Annotated in this window: 19 protein-coding genes; 14 read left to right on the forward strand and 5 right to left on the reverse strand. The window is 70.7% G+C overall.

Annotation, left to right across the window (positions count from 1 at the left end; translation table 11 throughout):
* Nucleotides 1-90: 90 nt before the first annotated feature.
* The 7 genes from OHA30_RS27585 to OHA30_RS27615 all read left to right on the forward strand — a co-directional run bounded on the left by OHA30_RS27585 (nt 91) and on the right by OHA30_RS27615 (nt 7,861).
* Nucleotides 91-2,979: a vitamin B12-dependent ribonucleotide reductase gene (locus OHA30_RS27585; RefSeq protein ID WP_328916578.1), complete on the forward strand. Its 2,889-nt coding sequence runs from the start codon at nt 91-93 to the stop codon at nt 2,977-2,979.
* 172 nt (nt 2,980-3,151) lie between these two features.
* Nucleotides 3,152-3,922, forward strand: a complete 771-nt coding sequence (locus tag OHA30_RS27590) for an MBL fold metallo-hydrolase (protein WP_328916579.1) — start codon at nt 3,152-3,154, stop codon at nt 3,920-3,922.
* A 50-nt stretch (nt 3,923-3,972) separates the two neighbouring features.
* A complete protein-coding gene (locus tag OHA30_RS27595; protein ID WP_328916580.1) occupies nt 3,973-4,578 on the forward strand; it encodes a YdbC family protein in 606 nt (201 codons plus the stop codon).
* Between the two features lie 178 nt (nt 4,579-4,756).
* Nucleotides 4,757-5,419 carry a histidine phosphatase family protein gene (locus OHA30_RS27600; RefSeq protein WP_328916581.1) on the forward strand — a complete coding sequence of 221 codons (663 nt, stop codon included), beginning with the start codon at nt 4,757-4,759 and terminating at the stop codon, nt 5,417-5,419.
* A gap of 69 nt (nt 5,420-5,488) precedes the next feature.
* A complete protein-coding gene (locus OHA30_RS27605) occupies nt 5,489-6,394 on the forward strand; it encodes an ADP-ribosylglycohydrolase family protein (protein WP_328916582.1) in 906 nt (301 codons plus the stop codon).
* A gap of 48 nt (nt 6,395-6,442) precedes the next feature.
* Nucleotides 6,443-7,129 carry a ribonuclease HII gene (locus OHA30_RS27610; RefSeq protein WP_328916583.1) on the forward strand — a complete coding sequence of 229 codons (687 nt, stop codon included), beginning with the start codon at nt 6,443-6,445 and terminating at the stop codon, nt 7,127-7,129.
* Between the two features lie 54 nt (nt 7,130-7,183).
* Nucleotides 7,184-7,861, forward strand: coding sequence for a hypothetical protein (locus tag OHA30_RS27615; RefSeq protein WP_328916584.1), 678 nt, complete (start codon nt 7,184-7,186; stop codon nt 7,859-7,861).
* Nucleotides 7,862-7,864: 3 nt separating this feature from the next.
* On the opposite strand, the gene OHA30_RS27620 is transcribed toward OHA30_RS27615, so the two are convergent.
* A complete protein-coding gene (locus OHA30_RS27620) occupies nt 7,865-8,461 on the reverse strand; it encodes a hypothetical protein (RefSeq protein ID WP_328916585.1) in 597 nt (198 codons plus the stop codon).
* Between the two features lie 195 nt (nt 8,462-8,656).
* Nucleotides 8,657-10,837 carry a RecQ family ATP-dependent DNA helicase gene (locus OHA30_RS27625; protein ID WP_328916586.1) on the reverse strand — a complete coding sequence of 727 codons (2,181 nt, stop codon included), beginning with the start codon at nt 10,835-10,837 and terminating at the stop codon, nt 8,657-8,659.
* A gap of 133 nt (nt 10,838-10,970) precedes the next feature.
* Here OHA30_RS27625 and OHA30_RS27630 point away from each other — a divergent pair, with 133 nt between their 5' ends.
* Nucleotides 10,971-12,212 carry a DUF4192 domain-containing protein gene (locus OHA30_RS27630; RefSeq protein ID WP_328916587.1) on the forward strand — a complete coding sequence of 414 codons (1,242 nt, stop codon included), beginning with the start codon at nt 10,971-10,973 and terminating at the stop codon, nt 12,210-12,212.
* On the opposite strand, the gene OHA30_RS27635 is transcribed toward OHA30_RS27630, so the two are convergent.
* On the reverse strand, nt 12,124-13,434 hold the full coding sequence (locus tag OHA30_RS27635) for an alpha/beta fold hydrolase (protein ID WP_328916588.1): 1,311 nt from the start codon (nt 13,432-13,434) through the stop codon (nt 12,124-12,126). The two genes, OHA30_RS27630 and OHA30_RS27635, sit on opposite strands and share 89 nt — an antisense overlap.
* A 188-nt stretch (nt 13,435-13,622) precedes the next feature.
* Between OHA30_RS27635 and OHA30_RS27640 the strand changes: the two genes are divergently transcribed.
* The 5 genes from OHA30_RS27640 to OHA30_RS27660 all read left to right on the forward strand — a co-directional run bounded on the left by OHA30_RS27640 (nt 13,623) and on the right by OHA30_RS27660 (nt 19,939).
* Entirely contained in the window at nt 13,623-14,357 is a 735-nt protein-coding gene (locus OHA30_RS27640) for an NUDIX hydrolase (protein ID WP_328916589.1), read from the forward strand.
* A gap of 41 nt (nt 14,358-14,398) precedes the next feature.
* Nucleotides 14,399-16,171 carry an ABC transporter ATP-binding protein gene (locus OHA30_RS27645; protein WP_328916590.1) on the forward strand — a complete coding sequence of 591 codons (1,773 nt, stop codon included), beginning with the start codon at nt 14,399-14,401 and terminating at the stop codon, nt 16,169-16,171.
* A gap of 104 nt (nt 16,172-16,275) precedes the next feature.
* On the forward strand, nt 16,276-17,178 hold the full coding sequence (locus OHA30_RS27650; protein WP_328916591.1) for a FadR/GntR family transcriptional regulator: 903 nt from the start codon (nt 16,276-16,278) through the stop codon (nt 17,176-17,178).
* A gap of 257 nt (nt 17,179-17,435) precedes the next feature.
* Complete coding sequence (locus tag OHA30_RS27655; RefSeq protein WP_328916592.1) at nt 17,436-19,001, forward strand: RNA polymerase sigma factor; 1,566 nt, start codon at nt 17,436-17,438, stop codon at nt 18,999-19,001.
* Nucleotides 19,002-19,099: 98 nt separating this feature from the next.
* Nucleotides 19,100-19,939, forward strand: a complete 840-nt coding sequence (locus OHA30_RS27660; RefSeq protein ID WP_328916593.1) for a S1 family peptidase — start codon at nt 19,100-19,102, stop codon at nt 19,937-19,939.
* A 109-nt stretch (nt 19,940-20,048) separates the two neighbouring features.
* On the opposite strand, the gene OHA30_RS27665 is transcribed toward OHA30_RS27660, so the two are convergent.
* Nucleotides 20,049-20,279, reverse strand: a complete 231-nt coding sequence (locus OHA30_RS27665; protein ID WP_328916594.1) for a DUF7455 domain-containing protein — start codon at nt 20,277-20,279, stop codon at nt 20,049-20,051.
* A gap of 475 nt (nt 20,280-20,754) precedes the next feature.
* Between OHA30_RS27665 and OHA30_RS27670 the strand changes: the two genes are divergently transcribed.
* Nucleotides 20,755-22,875, forward strand: a complete 2,121-nt coding sequence (locus OHA30_RS27670) for a DNA gyrase/topoisomerase IV subunit B (protein WP_328916595.1) — start codon at nt 20,755-20,757, stop codon at nt 22,873-22,875.
* Nucleotides 22,876-22,969: 94 nt separating this feature from the next.
* Here the strand turns inward: OHA30_RS27670 and OHA30_RS34090 are convergent, their stop codons facing one another.
* A complete protein-coding gene (locus OHA30_RS34090) occupies nt 22,970-23,782 on the reverse strand; it encodes a hypothetical protein (protein WP_405785151.1) in 813 nt (270 codons plus the stop codon).
* Between the last annotated feature and the right edge of the window lie 199 nt (nt 23,783-23,981).

Here is a 23,981-nt window from a genome sequence, read left to right on the forward strand (position 1 = left end):
TGCGCCACGGGCGCTCCGGCGGCAGACATCACTGTGCCGCGGGGAAGAACCGGGCACATCTGGGCGTTTTCGCCCGTATAGGGAGGCGGCATGACAGAGACGACGAGCGGCCCGGCACGCGGTTCTCGTACCAAGGGTTCCAAGGCGAGCAAGGGTCTGCGCATCGAGCGCATCCACACCACCCCCGGCGTGCATCCGTACGACGAGGTGGTCTGGGAGCACCGGGACGTCGTCATGACCAACTGGCGCGACGGCTCGATCAACTTCGAGCAGCGTGGCGTCGAGTTCCCCGACTTCTGGTCGGTGAACGCGGTCAACATCGTCACCAGCAAGTACTTCCGCGGCGCGGTCGGCAGCCCCCAGCGGGAGAAGAGCCTCAAGCAGCTCATCGACCGCGTGGTGCACACCTACCGCAGGGCCGGTGAGGAGCACGGCTACTTCGTGTCCCCCGCGGACGCCGAGATCTTCGAGCACGAGCTTGCGTACGCGCTGCTGCACCAGGTGTTCAGCTTCAACTCGCCGGTGTGGTTCAACGTGGGCACCGCGCAGCCCCAGCAGGTGTCGGCCTGCTTCATCCTGTCCGTCGACGACTCCATGGAGTCGATCCTCGACTGGTACAAGGAAGAGGGCATGATCTTCAAGGGCGGCTCGGGCGCCGGCCTGAACCTCTCCAGGATCCGCTCGTCCAAGGAACTGCTCTCCTCAGGCGGCAACGCGTCCGGGCCGGTCTCCTTCATGCGCGGCGCCGACGCCTCCGCGGGCACCATCAAGTCGGGCGGTGCCACCCGCCGCGCCGCCAAGATGGTCGTCCTGGACGTGGACCACCCGGACGTCGAGGCGTTCATCGAGACCAAGGTCAAGGAAGAGGAGAAGATCCGCGCCCTTCGTGACGCGGGCTTCGACATGGACCTCGGCGGTGACGACATCACCTCCGTCCAGTACCAGAACGCCAACAACTCGGTGCGCGTCAACGACGAGTTCATGAAGGCGTACGAGACGGGCTCCAAGTTCGGCCTGCGCGCCAGGATGACCGGCGAGGTCATCGAGGAGGTCGACGCCAAGGCGCTCTTCCGCAAGCTGGCCGAGGCCGCGTGGGCCTGCGCCGACCCGGGGATCCAGTACGACGACACGATCAACCACTGGCACACCTCGCCGGAGTCCGGCCGGATCACCGCCTCCAACCCGTGCAGCGAGTACATGCACCTGGACAACTCCAGCTGCAACCTGGCCTCGCTGAACCTGCTGAAGTTCCTGCGCGACGACAACGAGGGCAACCAGTCCTTCGACGCCGTGCGCTTCGCCAAGGTCGTCGAGCTGGTCATCACCGCGATGGACATCTCCATCTGCTTCGCGGACTTCCCGACCCAGAAGATCGGTGAGACCACCCGCGCCTTCCGCCAGCTCGGCATCGGCTACGCCAACCTGGGCGCGCTGCTCATGGCCACCGGCCACGCCTACGACTCCGACGGCGGCCGCGGACTCGCCGGTGCCATCACCTCCCTGATGACCGGCACGTCCTACAAGCGGTCCGCGGAACTGGCCGCGGTCGTCGGCCCGTACGACGGCTACGCCCGCAACGCGGACGCCCACAAGCGCGTCATGCGGCAGCACTCGGACGCCAACGCGGCGGCCACCCGTGTGGACGACCTGGACTCACCGGTCTGGGCCGCGGCCACCGAGTCATGGCAGGACGTCATCCGGCTCGGTGAGAAGAACGGATTCCGCAACGCGCAGGCGTCGGTCCTCGCGCCGACCGGCACCATCGGCCTGATGATGGACTGCGACACCACAGGCGTCGAACCCGACCTGGCCCTGGTCAAGTTCAAGAAGCTGGTCGGCGGCGGCTCCATGCAGATCGTGAACAACACGGTCCCCAAGGCGCTCAGGCGGCTCGGGTACGCGGAGGAGCAGATCGAGGCGATCGTCGCCCACATCGCCGAGCACGGCAATGTGATCGACGCCCCCGACCTCAAGCAGGAGCACTACTCGGTCTTCGACTGCGCCATGGGCGAGCGGGCGATCTCCGCCATGGGTCACGTCCGGATGATGGCCGCCGCGCAGCCCTTCCTGTCCGGCGCGATCTCCAAGACGGTGAACCTGCCCGAGTCGGCCACCGTCGAAGAGGTCGAGGAGGTCTACTTCGAGGGCTGGAGGCTCGGCCTCAAGGCACTCGCGATCTACCGCGACAACTGCAAGGTCGGCCAGCCCCTCTCCGCCAAGAAGAAGGAAGAGGCGAAGACCGAGGCCGTCACGGAGGTTCCCGCGTCGGTCGAGAAGGTCGTCGAGTACCGCCCGGTCCGCAAGCGTCTCCCCAAGGGCCGTCCCGGGATCACCACGTCCTTCACCGTCGGCGGCGCCGAGGGCTACATGACGGCCAACTCCTACCCGGACGACGGCCTGGGCGAGGTCTTCCTCAAGATGTCCAAGCAGGGTTCCACCCTCGCGGGCATGATGGACGCCTTCTCCATCGCCGTGTCGGTCGGCATGCAGTACGGCGTGCCGCTGGAGACCTACGTCTCGAAGTTCACCAACATGCGCTTCGAGCCGGCCGGTCTGACCGACGACCCGGACGTGCGCATGGCGCAGTCCATCGTCGACTACATCTTCCGGCGGCTGGCACTGGACTTCCTGCCCTTCGAGACGCGTTCCGCGCTGGGCATTCACTCCGCCGACGAACGCCAGCGTCACCTGGACACGGGCTCCTACGAGGCCGGTGACGACGAGATGGACGTCGAGAGCCTGGCCCAGTCCGCGCCGCGCGAGGTGGAGGCGCGCAAGCCGCTCTCCGTGGCCAAGCCCGTGGAAGCGGCGGCGGTCGCCCCGGCGCCCAAGGAGGCCCACAACTCCACGGAGCTGCTGGAGATCCAGCTGGGGCTGAACGCCGACGCCCCCCTGTGCTTCTCCTGCGGCACGAAGATGCGCAGGGCCGGCAGCTGCTACCTCTGCGAGGGATGCGGGTCGACCAGCGGATGCAGCTGATCCGCCGCGTGTCCGTTGCTCGCGGGTAGGTGAGCCGACGGTCGTATGAGCCGATGGGGAGTCGTTCGAGTGAACGGCTCCCCATCGGTGTTTACGTCTCCTGGGGGCGGTGGGGAAGACCTCTCGGAGAAGGCCGACTGTACGGCTCGAAGATCAACAACAGGGGGAAGTCATGACGGACCTGGGCATCAGCTACGTGGGCGGGCCGACGTCGGTCATCGAGATCGGCGGGGTGCGGCTGCTCACCGATCCGACGTTCGACGAACCGGGGGCGTATCCGATCGGGACGCGGGCGCTCACCAAGACCGTGGGTCCCGCGATCCGGCAGGACGCGATCGGGCCGGTGGACGCCGTACTGCTCTCGCACGACCAGCACCCCGACAACCTGGACGCCGCCGGCCGGCTGCTGGTGGAGGAAGCCGCCCTCGTGCTGTCCACGCGGTCCGCCCGTGAGCGGCTGGCGGGGCAGGTGCGTGTCCTGCCGAACTGGGAGCACACCGAGCTACCGCGCCCGGGCGGCGGCGTGCTCAGGGTCACCGGGGTGCCCGCGCAGCACGGGCCCGACGGGAGCGAGGCGGTGGTCGGCGAGGTCACCGGGTTCGTACTGTCCGGCACGGACCTGCCCACCGTGTACATCAGCGGGGACAACGCCTCGCTCGATGTCGTCCGGTCCGTCGCCGACCGTTTCGGACCGTTCGACATCGCGCTGCTCTTCGCCGGTGCGGCGCGGACCGACCTGGTGCCCGAGGCGCCCCTCACCCTGACGAGTGAGCAGGCGGCGCGGGCGGCGGTGATACTGGGCGCCCGCGCGGTCGTACCCCTGCACTTCGAGCACTGGGGACATTTCACCGAGGACGGCGACAGGCTGGAGGCCGCTTTCGCCGCCGCGGGGCTCTCGAAGCGGCTGTTCCGACTGAAGCCCGGGGAGTCCATCAGGCTCTGATCTGCCGGAGGGGGACGATTCCGGGGGCCCGACGCCACTACGATGGCGCGGTGTTGGTGAAGTGGATACGCTGCGGCGTCGTCGATCGGCCAGGGTTCGACCGGGGGCAGCGCAGATGGGCGGCGCTCAGGGAACAACCCGGGTTTCTGGGGCAGGGCGGCGGCTGGAGCCGGTCGCAGCCCGGAGTGGCGCATCTCTTTGCCTTCTGGGAGAGCCGGCGGTCCTACGACGCCTTCATGGCCGGGCCGCACGACGGTATCGCGGCCGGTCAGCAGGGCACCTTCGAGATGCTCGCCGTGCGCCTGTTCGAGCAGCGGCTTGAGGTGAAGGTCGGCTTCGAGCCGCGCTTCGCCGACGCGGACCTGCTGCGGGTGGCACTGTGCAAGGTCCATCCTGAGCGGGTCGAGCACTTCACGCTGATGCAGGAACGGGTGTGGAACCCGGCCATGGCCGGGTCGCCCGGCATGCTGCGCGGGGTCTTCGCCCAGGGCTCGGGGGACGACTTCGTGGTGCTGTCGATGTGGGACACGGCGACCGAACACGGCAAATACCGTGAGGGATCCGTCTCGCGGCTCTCCGAGCGGGCCGACCTGGACACCGATGTGCTGTCTGTGGCGGGCGATGTGGTGGACGTGGTGCAGGCGTGGACGGTCTGAGGGCGCCGGGCGTGCCCGGCCCCGCATGTGCGGTACGGGCCTCCGGCGCGCCCGGTCCGGCGGGTGAGTGCGGTCGGGCCGCTCCGGCCCGCGCGGATGCCCGCCAAGGCGGTGGCCGGCGGGAATCGGCCGGCCGACCTGAGCACCGGAAGCCCGTATGAGCAATAGGCTGGCCGATATGGGACGCCCTCGCCGTATCGTGCTCATCCGGCACGGAGAGTCCCAGGGCAACGAGGACGGCGCCATTTACGAACGGGTGCCGGACCACGCCCTGGAGCTCACCGCCGACGGACGCCGGCAGGCCGCGAGCGCCGGCGCCGGGCTGCGCGAGGTGTTCGCCGAGGAGCCGGTGCAGGCGTATGTCTCCCCCTACCGCAGAACCTGGAGCACCTACCGGTCGCTGGGCCTGAATCCCGCGCTGGTCCACGCGCGCGAGGAACCGAGGCTGCGGGAGCAGGACTGGGGCAACTGGCAGGACCAGGAGGACATCCAGCGGCAGCGCAAGGCCCGCGACGCGTACGGGCACTTCTTCTACCGTTTCGCGATGGGGGAGAGCGGGGCGGATGTCTACGACCGGGTCGGCTCGTTCCTGGAGACGCTCTACCGGGCCTTCGACAAGCCGGACTTCCCGCCGAACGTCCTGCTGGTCACCCATGGGCTCACCATGCGGCTGTTCTGCATGCGCTGGTTCCACTGGACGGTCGAGGAGTTCGAGACGCTGTCCAACCCGTCCAACGGGGAGACCCGGATGCTGCTGCTCGACAGCACGGGGCGTTATGCCCTTGACCGGCCGTTCGAGCGCTGGGGCACTCCGGGCCCGCCCGGCGGCGGTTTCCAGTGAGCCCGGCGCGGTGAGCTTCGGCACATAGAGATTGACCCGGATGAGGCGCGATGCCAGAGTTTCGACGCCATGACCGCTGACCTCACCCAAGCCGAACGCATGTCCAGAGCTATGGCCGGCCTGCGGGGGCTGGCCGTCGGCGACGCCCTGGGATCGCAGTTCTTCGTTCCCGCCAATTACCCCGCGCTGCAGAGCGGCGAACTTCCGCCCGGCCCTTGGAGCTGGACCGATGACACGGAGATGGCGTGCTCGATGCTGGCCGTGCTGTTCCGGCACGGCCGGATCGACCAGGACGCCCTCGCGCACTCCTTCGCCGAGCACCACGACTTCGACCGCGGTTACGGACCGGCCGTCAACCGGATGCTGCGGCTGATCCGGCAGGAGGGCGGCGACTGGCGTGAGCTGGCGGCCGGTCTCTTCAACGGCCAGGGGTCCTGGGGCAACGGCGCCGCGATGCGGGTGGCTCCGCTGGGCGCCTGGTACGCCGGCGACCCGGAGCAGGCCGCCCACCAGGCGGAGCTCTCGGCGTACACCACCCATCAGCACGCGGAGGCGGTGGCCGGGGCGATGGCGGTCGCCGCCGCCGCTTCGCTGGCCGCCGACCCGGCCGGGCCCCGTGACCCCGAAGCACTGCTCGGGGCGGTGCTCGGCCATGTGCCCCGCGGCGCCGTGCGCACCGGGATCGGACGCGCCCGCGACCTGCTCGACTACGCGGACGTGTCGACGGTGGCGGCGGTACTGGGCTGCGGACGCCGCACCAGCGCCCAGGACACCGTCCCCTTCACGCTGTGGGCCGCCGCGCGTCACCTCGGTGACTACGAGCGGGCGTTCTGGACCACCGCGCGGGCCGGCGGCGATGTGGACACCACGTGCGCCATCGTCGGCGGGATCGTCGCGTCCCGCCCGGACGGTGAGCCGCCGAGCGCTTGGACGCGGCGGACCGAAGCGCTGCCCGATTGGGCCGTACCGGCCTGATCACCCCTGCGGAGAAGGCGGATTGCCGGGGGGTAGGCTGGACATGCCATGCCGTACGAACCACCTACCCACAGCGTCGAACGCTCGATGCGCGCCACCCTCGGCGTACGAACCGTCGCAGGGGTGGACGAAGTGGGACGAGGCGCCTGGGCCGGGCCCGTTACGGTGTGCGCCGCCGTCACCGGTCTGCGCAGGCCGCCGGAGGGTCTGACCGATTCCAAACTCATCGCTCCCAAACCCCGCGCTCGGCTCGCCGCGATCCTCACCGGCTGGGTGTCCTCGTACGCGCTCGGCCATGCCTCGCCCGAGGAGATCGACAAGCTGGGGATGACGGCCGCGCTGCGGCTGGCGGCGGTACGCGCGCTGGAGGCCCTGCCGGAACGGCCGGACGCGGTCATCCTGGACGGCAAGCACAACTACCTGGGTGGGTCCTGGAAGGTGCGGACCGTGATCAAGGGCGACCAGTCGTGTGTCTCGGTCGCCGCGGCCTCAGTGATCGCCAAGGTGCGCCGGGACACCACGATGGCCGAACTCGGCGCGGAATACGCCCCGTTCGCCTTCGCGGACAACGCCGGATATCCGTCCCCTGTTCACCGTGCGGCCCTTGAGGAACTGGGGCCGACCGCGCAGCACCGCGTGTCCTGGTCGTACCTGGACACGATGCCGCGGTGGCAACACCTCAAGAAGGTGCGGGAGAGCATCGACACAGGGGAACAACTCGGTTTCGATTTCTGATCCAGCACCCACCCACCGCTGCGCATTCGCAGCGCGTTTGATAAACATCAACCCATGCCTCTCACCCCCGAGGAGCCTCAGATTCACGAGAGCGTCCCGGGTCCCCGCACTGCTCCCGCCACCGGCCGGAGTGCGTCGACCCCCCGTCCTGTCCCCGGTCCACCGAGGCCCGCCGCACCGCGACCCGCACCGCCGAGGGCGGTAGCCGCCGCCGGTGCCGTTCCCGGCCGTCCCGGTCCCGCCCGACCCGTCGCGCCCAGTGGTGCCGCCTCTTCCGGACCGGCGACCCCGGCCGACACGGCGACGTCGCCCGGCGTGCCGAAGCAGCGTCCCGCCGGCGGCGGGGCCGCCCAGATCCAGCTCATCCCCGCGCCCGCCGACGGCGCGGTCGACGCCGCCGACGAGGCGGTCGACCTGCTGCTCGACAGCGGCCGTTCGCCCGGCGAGATCCTGGTCCTCACCACCGGTGACCAGCACCCCTGGGCCGCACACGAGCTGTCCTTCGGCGAAGCCTCCTACTGGGCTCAGCACGACGCGGCTGACGATGTCTTCTACGCCGACATCTCCGCCGAGCGCGCCGCAGCCCGCCCGGTTGTCGTCGTGGCCCTCAACGGCGTCGGCGACGACGGCATGCCCCGCGCACTGGCCGGTGCGCTGGCGCGTGCGACCTTGCTGCTGATCGTGTGCGGCGACCCGGCGCGGATCGACGGACTGCTGGGCGCCAGCGCCTGACCGTCACCGCGCGGCGGCCCGACGGGCGGCCTGTGGCGCCGGCGTCCCGTCGGAAAGGACGGGCGCCGGGGCGCGCGGTGCCCGGGACCACGAAGCGGCGTTCGGCGTGCGGCCCGTGCGGTTCTCACCGATGACGTTCCAACCGTCGGCGGTGAGGGTCACATACGACCCGCAGCGCAGGCCGTGCAGGGTGCAGGCGTCCCGCAGGCCCCACATCCAGGCGCCGTCCACCTCCGTCCACCCGGGACCGCCCTCCCGGCAGACGAGGAGCACCGCGACCCTTACCGGGGCACGCAGCCGCAGGTCGTGCGGGATGACCCGGCGCAGATGGGAGAGCAGGACGTTGCGGCGCTCCCAGCCGTCCACCGCGCCTTCGCGGCCGACGAAGGACGCGCTCGCCCTGATCCTTCCGTCGGGGTCGTACACCGCGACCACGGCGGTGGAGGGGGACGGCAGGTGCCGGGCGTGCAGATCCTTGATCACGTCGCGTGGGTTGGCGAGCAACGGCACACCGATGCTTGCCCATTCGGCCGGTTCCAGATTGCGGGAGAGACGGGAGGAAGTGGCGGATGACGCTTCCGGAACGAAGCCGATGGTCACGCTCCTCCCTTCGGACGCACCCATGGACCGGGCGCGGGCGCACGCCGGTTGGAGGGCTCGGAGAGCCGATCGGGGATGCACCTCCAATTCTTCCCCCCGCACTGCCCGGCGGCAACGGTCAATCGGGGTCGCCGACCGGTATGGACACGTCCGTTCGCATAGATTCCCCGCTGTCCGTGGGCCCGTGCCGCCCGCTCATCCCTGAACTGCCAGGACCAGTGGGAACACCGCTGTCGCGCCCGCGCGCAGCAGCAGCCGGGCGGTGACCGCCAGAGTCCAGCCCGTGTCCGCGAAGTCGTCCACCAGGAACACCGGTCCGGGCGTCGCCTTCAGGGCCGCGGCCAGTTCCTCGGACACCTCGAAGGCGCCGTGGAGGGCGCGCACGCGTTGTGCGCTGTTGCTGCGCGGCACCCCGCCCGGGTCGCCGCCCCCTGCGTAGTCCACCCTGCCGAGCAGCGGAATCCGGCCGATCCCGGCGATACGGGCGCTGAGCGACTCCACAAGCTGTCCGTGGTGGCGGGAGGCGACGCTGACCACGCCGACCGGGCGCGCTGCCGCGTCCGGAGCACCGCTTCCCCAGCCGCCCGCCCCCCGGGCCCAGTCGCCCAGCACCTGGACCACGGCGTCCACCGCGTCGGGCGGTACGGGCTGGTCGGCGGCGCCTTCCGCGAAGAGCGGGCGCAGCCGGTTGCCCCAGCCGATGTCGGAGAGCCGGCCCAGCGCCCTTCCCGTCGCGGCCTGTTCGCCCGCCGGAATGCGTCCCTTGAGCGCGACCCCGGCCGCCTCCAGCCCCGTGGGCCACATCTTGCGCGGCTCCAACTCGACGCCCGGGCGCCCCAGCGCGGCGCGCGCGGCCTCCAGCGAGGCGGCCGACACCTCGACGGGGAAGCGCGCGCCCGCGCAGTTGTCGCACCGGCCGCAGGGCGCGGCCAGCTCGTCGTCCAGCTGCCGGCGCAGGAACTCCATCCGGCAGTCGGTGGTGCTCGCGTACTCACGCATCGCCTGCTGCTCGGCCTCGCGCTGGCGCGCGACCCACGCGTACCGCTCCGTGTCGTACACCCACGGCTGTCCGGTGGCCGTCCAGCCGCCGCGGACCCGGTGCACGGCGCCGTCCACGTCCAGCACCTTGAGCATGATCTCCAGCCGGGAGCGGCGCAGATCGACCCGTGCCTCCAGGGCGGGCACGGACAGCGGCCGGTCGGCTGCCGCCAGGACCTCCAGTGTGCGGCGGACCTGCTCCTCCGGCGGGAAGGCGAGAGAGGCGAAATACCGCCAGATCGAGGCGTCCTCGGGGCCGGGGAGCAGCAGCACCTCGGCGTGGTCGACGCCTCGGCCCGCGCGCCCGACCTGCTGGTAGTAGGCGATCGGCGAGGACGGGGAACCGACGTGGACCACGAATCCGAGATCCGGTTTGTCGAATCCCATGCCCAGGGCGGAGGTGGCCACGAGTGCCTTGACCCGGTTGGCGAGCAGGTCCGCCTCGGCGGCCTGGCGGTCGGAGTTCTCCGTCCTCCCTGAGTAGGAGGCCACGGCATACCCGCGCCCGCGCAGGAACGCGGTGATCTCTTCCGCGGCGGCGACCGTGAGGGTGTAGATGATGCCGGAGCCCGGGAGGGTGTCGAGGTGGTCGGCGAGCCAGGCCAGCCGGTGGGCGGCGTCCGGCAGCCGGAGCACGCCCAGCGAAAGGCTCTCGCGCTCCAGCGGCCCGCGCAGCACGAGCGCGCCGTCCTTGTCGGTCCCTGTCGCCCCTGTGCCCAGCTGCTCGGCGACATCCGCCGTGACCCGGGCGTTCGCGGTCGCTGTGGTCGCCAGCACGGGCACGCCGGGCGGCAGATCGGCGAGCATCGTGCGCAGCCGCCGGTAGTCGGGACGGAAGTCGTGGCCCCAGTCCGAGATGCAGTGCGCCTCGTCCACGACGAGCAGGCCGGTCGTCGCGGCGAGCTTGGGCAGCACCTGATCGCGGAAGTCCGGGTTGTTGAGCCGCTCCGGGCTGACCAGCAGGACATCCACGTCGCCCGCCGCCACCTCCGCGTCGATCCCGTCCCACTCCTCGGGGTTGGACGAGTTGATCGTGCGGGCCCGGATGCCCGCGCGCGCCGCGGCCTCCACCTGATTGCGCATCAGCGCGAGCAGCGGCGAGACGATCACGGTCGGCCCGCTGCCGCGCTCGCGCAGCAGCGCGGTCGCCACGAAGTAGACCGCCGACTTCCCCCAGCCGGTGCGCTGCACCACCAGCGTTCTGCGGCCGTGGGCGACCAGCGCCTCGACGGCACGCCACTGGTCCTCGCGCAGCCGCGCGGCGCCGGGCGCGGCGCCGACGAGTCGGCTCAGTACGGTGTCGGCGGCGCCGCGCAGTGCGGAGGTCGTTTCGGTCATGGCCCTATGCAACCCGACTGCACCGACATTCCGCCAACCGCGCTCCGCGATCTGTGGATAACTCCGGCCCGAGTTATCCACAGCCATTTGGTGGGACTGGCGCGAAATGCCCGATGTGCGGCATCGTCGAGTCATGACACAGAGCAAGCAGAATCATCACGGAAAGTCATCGTCGTCGTCGGGAGAGGTCAAGGTGACCTTGCGCGGGTCCGCCGAACTCGCGGACGCGCTCCCCTATTTGCTGGGCTTCCATCCGACCGACAGTGCCGTTCTCGTCGCGCTGCACGGAGAGCACGGGCAGTTCGGCGGCCGGGTGCGGCTCGGCCTGCCCGAGGATCCGGCCGAATGGCCGGACATGGCCGAGCAGCTCGCCGGCTGCCTCGTGAGGAACAGCATCCGGCGCAAGGGCAAGCCGGACGCCATCGTGCTCTTCCTCTGCCAGGACCCACGTGAGGGTGAACGGGCCTCGGCCGTCATGACGCGGCTGCGGCCACTGGCCCAGCTCCTGCGGGTGGCCTGCGGCGAGTTGGAGGTGCCGGTCGTGGAGGCCCTCTGCGTGTCGGCGGGCCGCTGGTGGTCGTACTGCCGGCCGCAGGCGGCGCCGATGCCGCCGGAGGGCGCCGCGCTGCCCCTGCCGGGCAGCTCGGCCATCGCCGCCACCGCCGCCTACGTGGGGATGCCCCTGCCCGGCTTACTGCGTGACCTGGAGGTCCGGCTCAAGCCGACGGAGCCGCGTGACCGGGAACACCAGATCGCCCTGGACATGGTCTGCGCGGAGCTGGTGCCGCAGATGCTGGCCGGCGGCGACGCCGAGGCCGTACGGCAGCGCACCTTGGGCCTGGCCCGCGCCGCGCTGGAGAAGTTCCGCGCCGCGCCGCGGATCGACGACCCCCGGCGCGCCGACCGCAGGGACGACAAGCTGCTGCGCAACGACGAGGCGGCGACCATCATCCTCGGACTCCAGGACAAGGAGACCCGCGACCGGGCGGCCGAATGGATGGAGCCGGTCCACGCCGACGCGGCGCTGCGGCTGTGGCGCGCCCTGGCCCGACGCTGCGCCGGGCCGTACGGGGACCACGCCGCGGCCCCGCTGGCCCTGGCCGGATGGGTGGCGTGGTCCTCGGGGGACGAGGCCGAGGCGCGGGTGGCCCTCGGCCTGGCGCTCGACCTCGAACCCCACTACACGTTCGCCCGGTTGCTCCACCACTCCGTCAACGAGGGCCTGGACCCCGAGCTGCTGCGGCACTGCCTGCGGCAGGAGAGGCGCAAACGGGTGATCGCCAGGACTACAGCTCGCCGTGGACCAGTCGGAGCAGCCGGTCGAGGACCCGGCCACCGCTCGCCCGGAGACCGTCGTGCTCGTACTCGTCGGTGACCCAGGTGCGCAGACCGCGGATGGCGGCGGCCGTGGCGAGCGAGTCGGCCGTGTCGACGTACATGTCGTCATGGTAAATCGCCGCCGCCACCGGCACTTCGTTGCGCGCCAGTTGGTCCGCGTCGTAGAGGTCCGGCCACTGCTCGTGGTGCGCCAGCAGTTCGGCCGTCTCGCGCAGTGGTGCCAGCGCCGGGTCGGTGGTGAACATCCACGGGTGGATGGTCTCGCCTGTGAAGAGCACCGGCAGGCCGGCGGCCGGCGCGGCGTCGGCGTCGAACCGCGGGAAGTCACGGCGCACCCGCTCGGCGGCCCAGCCGGTCCCGCCCGGTGCGACCGAACGCTGTCCGTAGATCGCCTCGTGCAGCACCGCGTAGAGCGGATTGGCCGTGAAGGACAGGTGCCCGCGCACCTCGGAGAGGAAGGAGTCGGACAGCACCGGCCCGGACGGCCCCGTCACGAAGGCGTCCTCGATCAGGTAGTGCAGCGTGTGCGAGCCGTTGCCCGTGCCCAGCATCAGGCCGAGCGACTGGAAGGCCTCGGGGGTGAGCCGGTCGCCGCCGGGCAGCGGCACCTCGTTGTCGCGCAGGTGGCGGACGATGCCGCGGACCGCCTCCACATCCTCGGGGTAGCGCGCGTAGTGGGCGAGGTTCTTGCGCTCGATGCGCGGAAAGGCGGCGCGGTAGACATCGTCGGCGGTGGCGGTCAGTCCGGGCAGTCCACCGGTGATCAGTACCTCCCGCAGGCCCTGGGGAGCGAAGGAAAGGTAGGTGACCGCGCAGAAGCCGCCGAAGCTCTGGCCGAGGACGCTCCAGGCGGTGTCCTCGCCGAGGAGTTGGCGCCGGACGGCTTCGCAGTCCCGGACGATCGAGTCGGCCCGGAAGTGGGTCAGATACCGCGCCTGCGCCGCCGCGTCGCCGCGGGTCGGAAGCGTCTGGCGGTTGGCCGGGGTGGAGCGCCCGGTGCCGCGCTGGTCGAGGAGCAGCACCCGGTAGTCGTCCAGCGCCCGGGTCAGCCAGCTGTCGCGGCCCAGCGGGCGGGGGGAGCGGCCGCCGGGACCGCCCTGCAGATAGAGCAGCCAGGGCAGCTCGTCGTTCTCCCGGCCCGCGGCCACGACTTCCCGCGCGTAGATCTCGATCCGCTCCCCGTCGGGGGCCGAATGATCGAGGGGCACGGCGAAGGTGTGGTCGGTGATGACGGTTCCTGGCTGGCGGTGGACGGCCATGGGTCTGTCTCCGGAAGTACGAGATGGCGCCGGGAGCGGTGGCTCCCGTCCAGGAACGGTAGCCGGGCCGAGGGTGGGGCGCTCGGCCGGGTGTTCGGCGGGCGGGCCGGGGGAAATTCGCCGCGACTTGATCGCGGGGAGCTGTCGATCCGGCTGATTATCGTCAGGCAGACGACTAAGATCGCGGCATGTCGCCCTACGACCCGTCGGCTTTCCCGCCCTTCGCCGTCACCGTCGACCTGGTCGTGCTCACAGTGCGGCACCACGCGCTGTGCGCGCTGTCCGTGCGCCGAGGTGAGCCGCCCTTCCAGGGGAGGTGGGCGCTGCCGGGCGGGTTCGTCCGCGATGACGAGGACCTCACCCAGGCCGCCGCCCGCGAGCTGGCCGAGGAGACCGGACTGCGGGCGCAGAACGGTGCCCATCTGGAGCAGCTCGCCACCTACGGGGACCCGCAGCGCGATCCGCGAATGAGGGTCGTCAGCGTGGCGCACCTGGTGCTCGCGCCCGACCTGCCGGCTCCCCGGGCCGGCGGTGACGCCAGCAGCGCCCGGTGGGCCCCGGTCGGCACGCTGCTGGCCGAGGGAGGGCAGGAGCACGCGGGCGAGACGGCCGCGCTCGCCTTCGACCACGGCCGGATCCTGGCGGACGGTGTGGAGCGGGCCCGGTCCAAGATCGAGTACTCCTCGCTGGCCACCGCGTTCTGCCCGCCCGAGTTCACCGTCGGCGAGCTGCGCCGGGTCTACGAGGCGGTGTGGGGAGTGGCGCTCGACCCGCGCAACTTCCACCGGAAGGTGACGGGCACGGTCGGCTTCCTCGTGCCCACCGGGGGTACGACGACCCGTCAGGGCGGGCGCCCCGCACAGCTGTTCAGGGCCGGAGGTGCCACCCTGCTCAATCCGCCGATGCTGCGACCGGAGGTCTGAATTTCGTCATAATTGTCCACTTTGGGCGTTATGGTGCAAGGGTGATCCAGGCCATCGGACTGACCAGCACACCCCGGCGCAACGCCCGGCCCACCGTCCGCGACCTCAGCTTCGACATCCGCGAGGGCGAAGTGACCGGGCTGCTCGGACCGGCCGGGTCGGGCAAGACCACCGCCCTGCGCCTGCTGCTCGGCGTCGAGTCCGGCCGCGGCGCGACCCTTGTCGACGGCCGCCCCCTGCATGAATTGCCCGATCCCGTCAGGGAGATCGGCGCCCTCGTCGGCGACGTGCCCGGACACCCCCGCCGCAGTGCCCGCGGCCATCTCCGAATGCTCTGCGCCGCCTTCGGCGTCCCGGTGTCCCGCGCGGACGAGGTGCTCGCCCTCGTGGGGCTCGACGAGGTCGCCGACCAGCGGCTCGGGTCGTACTCGCTGGGCATGGACCGCCGGCTCGGGTTCGCCGTCGCACTGCTGGCCCGCCCCCGGGCGCTGATCCTCGACGACCCGGCCCGCGGGCTGCCGCCGCGCGAGGCGGCGTGGGTGCACGACCTGGTGCGCCGACATGCGGCAGAAGGCGGCGCCGTCCTGCTCGCCGGCCGGGACGCCCGCGCGCTGGCACGTACCGCCGATCATGTGATCGCCCTGGACAAGGGACGGCTCGTCGCCGACCAGGCCGCCTCGGACTTCGCCCGCGGCCGGCTGCGCCCGTATGTGGCGGTGCGGTCCCCGTACGCCCAGCGGCTGGCGGAGTTGCTGAGCGACGGGGGCGCGGAAGTGGTCGCCGAGAGCGGCAGCCGGATCGCGGTCTACGGATCGAGTTCGGCGGCCGTGGGGGAGACCGCGTACCGGCACGGCATCCTGCTGCACGAGCTGGCCGACACCGCTCCGGCCGGTGGCGGAGCCGAGGCATCCGGTGACGACCCGGCGGGTGCCGAGCCGCGGCGGGTGTTCATCGGCAGGGCGCCCCGCCGCGCCGGACACCGGCCCGGCCCCGTGCGGCCGGTCGGTTACGAGGTGCGCCGCGCCTTCGGGGTCCGCACCCCCTGGCCCACCGTCGCCGTCGCGCTCGTCGGCTCGGTGCTCGGCGCCCTGCTGCTGGCCCGTACCGGCGCCACGGCCGCCTCCCCGATGCGGCTGATCTCCGGCTGGGCCGCCGAACTGCCTTTGCCCGCAGCCGCGATCGGGGCCGGCGGACTGGGGGCGCTCAGCTACGGCCAGGAGTTCCGCTATCCCGCGCTGGCCCCCGGCTACGGCCCCGAACCGCGCAGCCCGCGCCTGCTCGCCGCCAAACTCGTGGTCGGCGCGGTCGCCGCGCTCCTGCTGGCGGGTCTGGCGGCCGCGGTCGACGTCGAGGTGCTGCGCCTGACCGCCGGTCCCGCCCGTACCCCCGACCCGCTGGCCCATCCAGCCGCCCTCGCCGCCGGGGCCGCGCTCGCCGTCGGCTGCGCCTGGGCCGGAGTGCTGGCGGCGGCCACCTTCCGGACCACCGCGCTCGGCCTGTCGGCGGTCCTCGCCGTACCGCTGCTGGTCGCACCGGCCGTACGGACGCTGATCGGTGGCCACGCGACCCGGGAACTCGGCGACGCGGGCGGCGCGTTGTGGTCAGTGGTGAGCGGCGCCTCGCAGGGTGGCGGCGGGACGGTCGCGCGGATGCTGCGGCTCGCGGGCCAACCGTTCTTCGTCGCACTCGCGTTGTCCCTGGCCGCCCTGGCCGGGGCCTGTGCGGCAGGCGCGTTGCTCGGGCGGTGGCGCGGACGCCGGTCAACTGCCGTACAAACCGGCCCAACTGCCCAGCTGAGCGGGAAGAAAGGGTGATTCATCCGCAAAAACGTCAATTATCAGGTGATGAGCGCTCACCCTTTCGTGTGCTTTTCAGCAAAGCCCTCAAGGCCCGCTGCGGCATCGCCGACAAAGGATGCGTGAGTACCCTTGCGCATTCCATGATGACCGCGGCTCGTTCCGCCGACTCCGGCACCGCCGGTCCGGGCGAGCTGGACCGCTATCCGTACGCCGAAGCCCCCGGCTCCGACCGACCCGGACTGACGTCCTGGGAGGGCGTGGAGCCGGACATGAGCCGGGTCGGCCGCCGCGCGGGCGGCAGCCGCGGCCGAGGACTGCACGGCCAACTCGTTCAGCAGCTCGGCCAGATGATCGTCGCCGGAGACCTCGGCGCCGACCGTCCGCTGGTCCCCGAGGAGATCGGCCAGCGCTTCGAGGTCTCCCGCACCGTGGTGCGCGAGTCCCTGCGCGTGCTGGAGGCCAAGGGCCTGGTCAGTGCCCGGCCCAACGTCGGCACCCGGGTCCGCCCGGTCAGCGACTGGAACCTGCTGGACCCCGACATCATCGAGTGGCGCGCGTTCGGACCGCAGCGTGACGAGCAGCGCCGCGAACTGACGGAACTGCGCTGGACGATCGAGCCGCTCGCGGCCCGGCTCGCCGCCGGCCACGGCCGCGAGGAAGTGCAGCAGCGCCTCGCCGACATGGCCGAGATTATGGCCCACGCCGCCGCCCAGGGCGACGCGCTCACCTTCTCCCGCGCCGACATCGAGTTCCACACCCTGGTCCTGCAGATCGCGGGCAACCGGATGCTGGAGCACCTGTCCGGCATCGTCTCCTCCGCCCTGCACGTCTCCGGCAGCACGGCCACCGGCTGCGAGCGCCCCGGCGACACCTCCGTCGGACTCCACCGCCGCATCGTCGACGCCCTCGCCGCGAGCGACGGCGCCACCGCCGAGGCCGCGATGCGCCAGCTGCTGACCGTGGCGCCCGAGCAGCAGGCCGCCCCCGACAACCACGTCGTCCCCGCCCCCCGCGAGCACTGAGCGCGCCTCCGGCCGCCGCAGGCCCCGGACCGCCGGGACCTGCGGCGGCCCCGTGCGTGGGCCGGATGCCCCGCTTTGCCAGTGTTCGTCATGATGTGAGGTGTGACTCGGGCCACGTAGGCTGGGGCGTAACGCTTGACGAGGCAGCGCGATGACTTAAGAGGTGGCCGTCGCACAAGGAATATTTCAGCGTCAGTTCGACGCTGGGTCGCTGTGCGGTTCCACCGAGTCGTTCCCATCGTTCCGAGAGGTTGTTCGTGTCGGCCAGCACATCCCGTACGCTCCCGTCCGAGATCGCCGAATCCGAGTCTCTGATGGCGCTCATCGAGCAGGGTAAGGCCCAGGGCCAGATCGCCGGCGACGACGTGCGTCGGGCGTTCGAAGCGGACCAGATTCCGGCAACCCAGTGGAAGAACGTTCTGCGCAGCCTCAACCAGGTCCTCGACGAGGAGGGTGTGACGCTGATGGTGACTGCCGCTGAGGCGCCCAAGCGCACCCGCAAGAGCGTCGCAGCCAAGAGCCCGGCGAAGCGTACTGCCACCAAGACGGTCGCCACCAGGGCGACCCCTGTCAAGAAGACCGTTGCGCCCAAGGCACCCGCCACGGAGGTGGAGGCCGAGGCCGAGACCACGGTGGAGCCATCGGTGGAGGCGGAAACCCCAGCCAAGAAGGCGCCCGCGAAGAAGACCGCCGCGAAGAAGACGGCTGCCAAGAAGGCCCCCGCGAAGAAGGTGGCGGCGAAGAAGACCGCCACCTCGGGCGAGGACGAGGCAGTCGAGGCGGAGGACCTGCCCGAGGACGCCGCGCCCGGCAAGGGCGGAGACGAGGACACGGAGAAGGCGGAGTCCGAGAGCTTTGTGCTCTCCGACGACGACGAGGACGACGCGCCGGCCCAGCAGGTCGCCGTCGCCGGTGCCACCGCCGACCCGGTCAAGGACTACCTGAAGCAGATCGGCAAGGTCCCGCTGCTCAACGCGGAGCAGGAGGTCGAGCTCGCCAAGCGCATCGAGGCCGGCCTGTTCGCCGAGGACAAGCTGGCTGCGGCCGACAAGCTCGCGCCCAAGCTCAAGCGCGAGCTGGAGATCATCGCCGAGGACGGCCGCTGGGCCAAGAACCACCTGCTGGAGGCCAACCTCCGCCTGGTGGTCTCGCTGGCCAAGCGCTACACCGGCCGCGGCATGCTCTTCCTGGACCTGATCCAGGAGGGCAACCTGGGCCTGATCCGCGCGGTCGAGAAGTTCGACTACACCAAGGGCTTCAAGTTCTCCACGTACGCCACCTGGTGGATCCGGCAGGCGATCACCCGCGCGATGGCCGACCAGGCCCGCACCATCCGTATCCCGGTGCACATGGTCGAGGTCATCAACAAGCTGGCCCGCGTCCAGCGCCAGATGCTCCAGGACCTGGGCCGCGAGCCCACCCCGGAGGAGCTGGCCAAGGAACTCGACATGACCCCCGAGAAGGTCATCGAGGTCCAGAAGTACGGCCGCGAGCCGATCTCGCTGCACACGCCGCTCGGCGAGGACGGCGACAGCGAGTTCGGTGACCTCATCGAGGACTCCGAGGCGGTCGTGCCGGCCGACGCGGTCAGCTTCACACTTCTGCAGGAGCAGCTGCACTCGGTTCTTGACACCCTCTCCGAGCGGGAAGCGGGCGTGGTCTCCATGCGCTTCGGCCTCACCGACGGACAGCCCAAGACGCTGGACGAGATCGGCAAGGTCTACGGGGTGACGCGCGAGCGCATCCGGCAGATCGAGTCCAAGACCATGTCCAAGCTGCGCCACCCGTCGCGCTCGCAGGTGCTGCGGGACTACCTCGACTGACGCTCCCGGCCGCCGGGACCGACGTCTTTGCGGATGCGGCCTCCGGCCCTGTCGATGACTCTGGGTATCCAGAGCGATCCACAGGGTCAGGAGGCCGTATGCGTTTCTCTTTCCGTGCCGTGGTCGCGGCGGTGGCCGTGGCACTGCTTCCCGCAGTGGCCGTCCCACTGGCCGTCCCCGCCACCCCCGCCGCCGCGAACGAGGTCGTCATCGGCGGCAGCCCGACCAGTACGGACCAGCAGCCGTGGGTGGTCGCCCTGGCCAGCCGCTCGCGCTTCGGTACGGCCCGCTCGGGGCAGTTCTGCGGTGGCGTGGCCGTCGCGCCGCGTACGGTGCTCACCGCCGCGCACTGCCTCGGTACGGAGGCGCTGGGCGTCGCCGACTGGCGGCAGCTGCCCGATCTGCGGGTGATCCAGGGCCGCACCAATCTGACCGGTGACGGCGGGGAGGAGCTGCGGCTCTCACAGGTGTGGGTCAACCCGGACTTCGACCCGGCGACCAATGCCGGGGACATCGCGGTGATCACCCTGGAGCAGCCCGTGCCGAACGGCGCCACCCTTCCGATGGCGGAGCCGTCGGACAGCGCGTCCTATCAGGCGGGCACCGAGGCGCGGGTCTACGGATGGGGTGACACAAGCGGCAGGGCCGACTACGCGACCTCGCTGCGTACGGCGTCGGTCACCGTCTTCGCCGACACGGTGTGCGAGAAGGCGTATCCGGGCAGTGCCGACGGCACATACCTGCCGGCCTCCATGGTGTGCGCGGGAGCGCAGAGCGGCGGCCGTGACGCCTGTCAGGGCGACAGCGGCGGTCCGCTGGTCGTGGGGGACCGGGTGGTGGGTCTGGTGTCCTGGGGCAAGGGCTGCGCCCTCGCGGCCTATCCAGGGGTCTACACGCGGGTCTCCGCGCTGGCGGCGCTGGTGGCTCAGCACATGTGAGCCCACCGGCGCCCTGGGTGGCAGGAAGAGCCCGAGAAAGCCGCGGGCGGACACCCCCTGGAGGGGTCTGTCCGCCCGTCGGCCCGAACTCGTCGCTGATACGAAACGGTCAGCGCTCGTCGTCTCCCGTCGACGCCTGTGTCTCGGTGAGCCTGCCGGTCTCGTCCTGTATTTCCGCTGCGATCTTCTTGAGTTCCGGCTCGAACTTGCGGCCGTGGTGCGCGCAGAAGAGCAGCTCACCGCCACTGATGAGGACAACGCGCAGGTAGGCCTGAGCGCCGCAACGGTCGCAGCGGTCTGCCGCTGTCAGCGGACTCGCGGGGGTCAGAACAGTAGTCACGTCGCCTCTTCTCTAGCTCGACGAGCTGTCGTACCAGGGTCAACATCCAACCAGCCCGAAAACGTTCCCGCTGTCGGCTTTTTCTCGAAGACGACCTTCGGAATGACTGGGTGTTACCGATTGGCGGCGAATAGGAGTCAGATGAGTCGGATGTCGCGTATGGAGCTGTTGTCCTGACTTGCTCCCGGCTGGCTGTCGGGTCGTTGCTGAGGACGTGCCCGGAGCCTAAATGGTTCATGCGTCTTTGGGAACGTGACATGTGTATCACTCGTAAGAGTTATCGAACGACTGCTCGATAACAGCTATTATGGGCGTTCCGGAGGCCGGGTCGGCGCCGTCCACCTGTTCGGCCTCGGTACCCTCTCACCGACACGGCCGATGTCGACCTTGCTGTAGACATGGCCGAAGCACCTGAGCACGACGAAAAAATCACGGCCAAGAACGTTCAGAACATCTGGATCGAGGAGCTGCCCGCGTGACCGCCGAAACATCCGTGCCGTCCTCCGCGCTGCTGGCGGGCGCAGATCGCGACGGCTCCAACTACACAGCGCGGCACCTCCTCGTGCTCGAGGGCCTTGAAGCGGTACGCAAGCGCCCCGGTATGTACATCGGATCGACCGACAGCCGCGGTCTGATGCACTGTGTCTGGGAGATCATCGACAACTCCGTCGACGAGGCGCTGGCCGGCCACGGCAGTCGGATCGAGGTGATCCTCCACGAGGACGCCTCGGTGGAGGTCCGCGACAACGGCCGCGGCATCCCGGTCGACGTGGAGCCCAAGACCGGCCTGTCCGGCGTCGAGGTCGTCATGACCAAGCTGCACGCCGGCGGCAAGTTCGGCGGGGGCTCGTACGCGGCCTCCGGCGGTCTGCACGGCGTCGGCGCCTCGGTGGTCAACGCCCTGTCCGCCCGGCTGGACGTCGAAGTGGACCGCGGCGGACACACCCACGCCATCAGCTTCCGGCGCGGCGTCCCCGGCATCTTCACCGAGTCCGGCCCCGAGGCGCCCTTCGACCCCGCGAGCGGCCTGACCCGCACCAAGAAGGTCCCGCGGACCCGTACGGGCACCCGCGTGCGCTACTGGGCCGACCGTCAGATCTTCCTCAAGGACGCGAAGCTCTCCCTGGACCATCTGCACCAGCGCGCCCGGCAGACCGCCTTCCTGGTCCCCGGGCTCACCATCGTGGTGCGCGACGAGCGCGGCATCGAGTCGGACAGGCCCGTCGAGGAGGTCTTCCACTTCGACGGCGGCATCAGCGAGTTCTGCGAGTTCCTGGCACCCGACCGGCCCATCTGCGACGTGCTGCGGCTGACCGGCAGCGGCGTCTTCAAGGAGACCGTGCCCGTACTGGACGAACGCGGCCACATGACCCCCACCGAGGTCACCCGCGAACTGGGCGTGGACATCGCGCTGCGCTGGGGCACCGGCTACGAGACCACCACCCGGTCCTTCGTCAACATCATCGCCACCCCCAAGGGCGGCACCCATGTGACGGGCTTCGAGCGGTCGATCGCCAAGACGGTCAACGAGGCACTGCGCGCCGCCAAGCTGCTGCGCGTCGCCGAGGACGACATCGTCAAGGACGACGCCATGGAGGGCCTCACCTCGGTCGTCACCGTACGGCTGGCCGAGCCGCAGTTCGAGGGCCAGACCAAGGAGGTGCTGGGCACCTCTGCCGCGAACCGGATCGTGGCCACGGTCGTCGCCAAGGAGCTCAAGGACTTCCTGACCTCCACCAAGCGCGACAGCAAGGCCCAGGCGCGGGCCGTGCTGGAGAAGGCCGTGGCCGCCGCCAGGACGCGGATCGCCGCCCGGCAGCACAAGGAGGCCCAGCGCAGGAAGACCGCCCTGGAGACCTCCTCGCTGCCCGCCAAGCTCGCGGACTGCCGCAGTGACGACGTGGACCGCAGCGAACTGTTCATCGTCGAGGGCGACTCGGCGCTGGGTACGGCGAAGCTGGCCCGCAACTCCGAGTTCCAGGCGCTGCTGCCGATCCGCGGCAAGATCCTCAACGTCCAGAAGTCCTCGGTCTCGGACATGCTCAAGAACGCCGAGTGCGGCGCGATCATCCAGGTCATAGGAGCCGGTTCCGGCCGCACCTTCGACATCGACCAGGCGCGCTACGGCAAGGTGATCTTCCTCGCCGACGCCGATGTCGACGGCGCGCACATCCGCTGCCTGCTGCTGACGCTCTTCCAGCGGTACATGCGGGCCATGGTCGAGGAGGGCCGGGTGTTCTCCGCGGTGCCGCCGCTGCACCGGATCGAGCTGGTCCAGCCCAAGAAGGGCCAGGACAAGTACCTCTACACGTACTCGGACAACGAGCTGCGGCAGACCCTGCTCGACCTGCGGCGGCGCAATGTCCGCTTCAAGGACGGCATCCAGCGCTACAAGGGCCTCGGCGAGATGGACGCGAACCAGCTGGCCGAGACGACGATGGACCCGCGCCACCGCACCCTGCGCCGGATCAACATCAGCGATCTGGAGGCGGCGGAGCGCGCGTTCGACCTGCTGATGGGCAATGAGGTCGCGCCGCGCAAGGAGTTCATCACCAACTCCGCGTCCACGCTGGATCGCGCGCGGATCGACGTCTGACCTGTGGCGGAGCGGGCGGGTGGGCGCGGTGATCGCCCTCCGGTCCGCACATGTTCCGCGACCGCGTTGACGTCACGTCAGTGCGGGGGAGTGGTTACGGCGCCTCCTGGGGCCCGGTGTCGCCCTCGTCGGGGCCGTCCGTGTAGGCCTTGTCGACGGCGGCCCGGGTCCGTTCTTCGGCCTGTTCGACCGCCCTGGCCGTCGAGGAGCGATGCGGCCGGCTGCGGCGCCACCCCTCCGCGTACTCCTTGAAGGGCTTCTTCGCCAACTGGGAATCGACGTACTGGCCGGTGAGGACGCTTGCGGTGACTTCGTCCAGCCACCGCTGGGCGTCGACCTTGCGGTCGAAGTGACGGGAGGTCCGGCCGGGCGCGGTGGCCGGGCCGACCGGTCCGAGTTCGTAGGTGACGCGCCGGACGCGGGCCTTCACGCCGTTGCGCGGGTCGGCGGGCAGCTCCCACGCGAAGTGGATACGGTCGGGGTACTCCTGCGCGTCCTGCTTCCCTTCGTCCCACTCCGGGAAGTACCAACCAGGTTCGTAGGTGCGCAGCAGCACCCGCTCCTTCTCCGCCCACCCACGCCGGCGTTCCTGTAGGTCCGCGGCTTCGGCGGCCCCCGGCGGCGGGTCATCGTCGTCCGCGTGCTCCGAGCCGGGCACCACGATGGACTGCTCCGGCCCGTGCAGGTCTCCCAGAGCCGTGTCGATCAGCTTCGAGGCGTCGCCCAGTTGGCGGCGCTCCACGCCTTTGGCGTCGCCTGTGACCGCGGCGAGCTGCCCGGCCTGGTTGGAGTCGTAGGACGCGAGCAGTTGTAGGCGGCCAGGCGTCGCATGTCGTCGTCCGGCGCCCAGGAGCAGGTCAGCCTCCGCGCCCGCGCCGACCAGGGTGCGCGGCAACGAATTCGGCACTTGGTCACGGCGCCGGCGAGGGTCTGGGACAGTACAGCTCCCAACGCACCTGCTTCACAGGGAATCCACGAGGAGAACACACGATGAGAACCGGCGTTGCCGCTGTGGTCCTGCTTGGTTCCGGCGTGCTGCTCACCGCCTGTTCGTCCTCACCGACGCCGGCCGGGACACCGACAGCTGAGCCAGCCGCCCACATCGT

The organism is Streptomyces sp. NBC_00223 (assembly GCF_036199905.1).
Classification (GTDB): domain Bacteria; phylum Actinomycetota; class Actinomycetes; order Streptomycetales; family Streptomycetaceae; genus Actinacidiphila.

Coding starts and splice junctions, on each gene's coding strand:
- OHA30_RS27635 (WP_328916588.1), bottom strand. CDS start 13,434: ATGGCCGTCCACCGCCAGCCAGGAACCGTCATCACCGACCACACCTTC.
- OHA30_RS27610 (WP_328916583.1), top strand. CDS start 6,443: ATGCCGTACGAACCACCTACCCACAGCGTCGAACGCTCGATGCGCGCC.
- OHA30_RS27585 (WP_328916578.1), top strand. CDS start 91: ATGACAGAGACGACGAGCGGCCCGGCACGCGGTTCTCGTACCAAGGGT.
- OHA30_RS27630 (WP_328916587.1), top strand. CDS start 10,971: ATGACACAGAGCAAGCAGAATCATCACGGAAAGTCATCGTCGTCGTCG.
- OHA30_RS27615 (WP_328916584.1), top strand. CDS start 7,184: ATGCCTCTCACCCCCGAGGAGCCTCAGATTCACGAGAGCGTCCCGGGT.
- OHA30_RS27660 (WP_328916593.1), top strand. CDS start 19,100: ATGCGTTTCTCTTTCCGTGCCGTGGTCGCGGCGGTGGCCGTGGCACTG.
- OHA30_RS27605 (WP_328916582.1), top strand. CDS start 5,489: ATGACCGCTGACCTCACCCAAGCCGAACGCATGTCCAGAGCTATGGCC.
- OHA30_RS27590 (WP_328916579.1), top strand. CDS start 3,152: ATGACGGACCTGGGCATCAGCTACGTGGGCGGGCCGACGTCGGTCATC.
- OHA30_RS27640 (WP_328916589.1), top strand. CDS start 13,623: ATGTCGCCCTACGACCCGTCGGCTTTCCCGCCCTTCGCCGTCACCGTC.
- OHA30_RS27600 (WP_328916581.1), top strand. CDS start 4,757: ATGGGACGCCCTCGCCGTATCGTGCTCATCCGGCACGGAGAGTCCCAG.
- OHA30_RS27625 (WP_328916586.1), bottom strand. CDS start 10,837: ATGACCGAAACGACCTCCGCACTGCGCGGCGCCGCCGACACCGTACTG.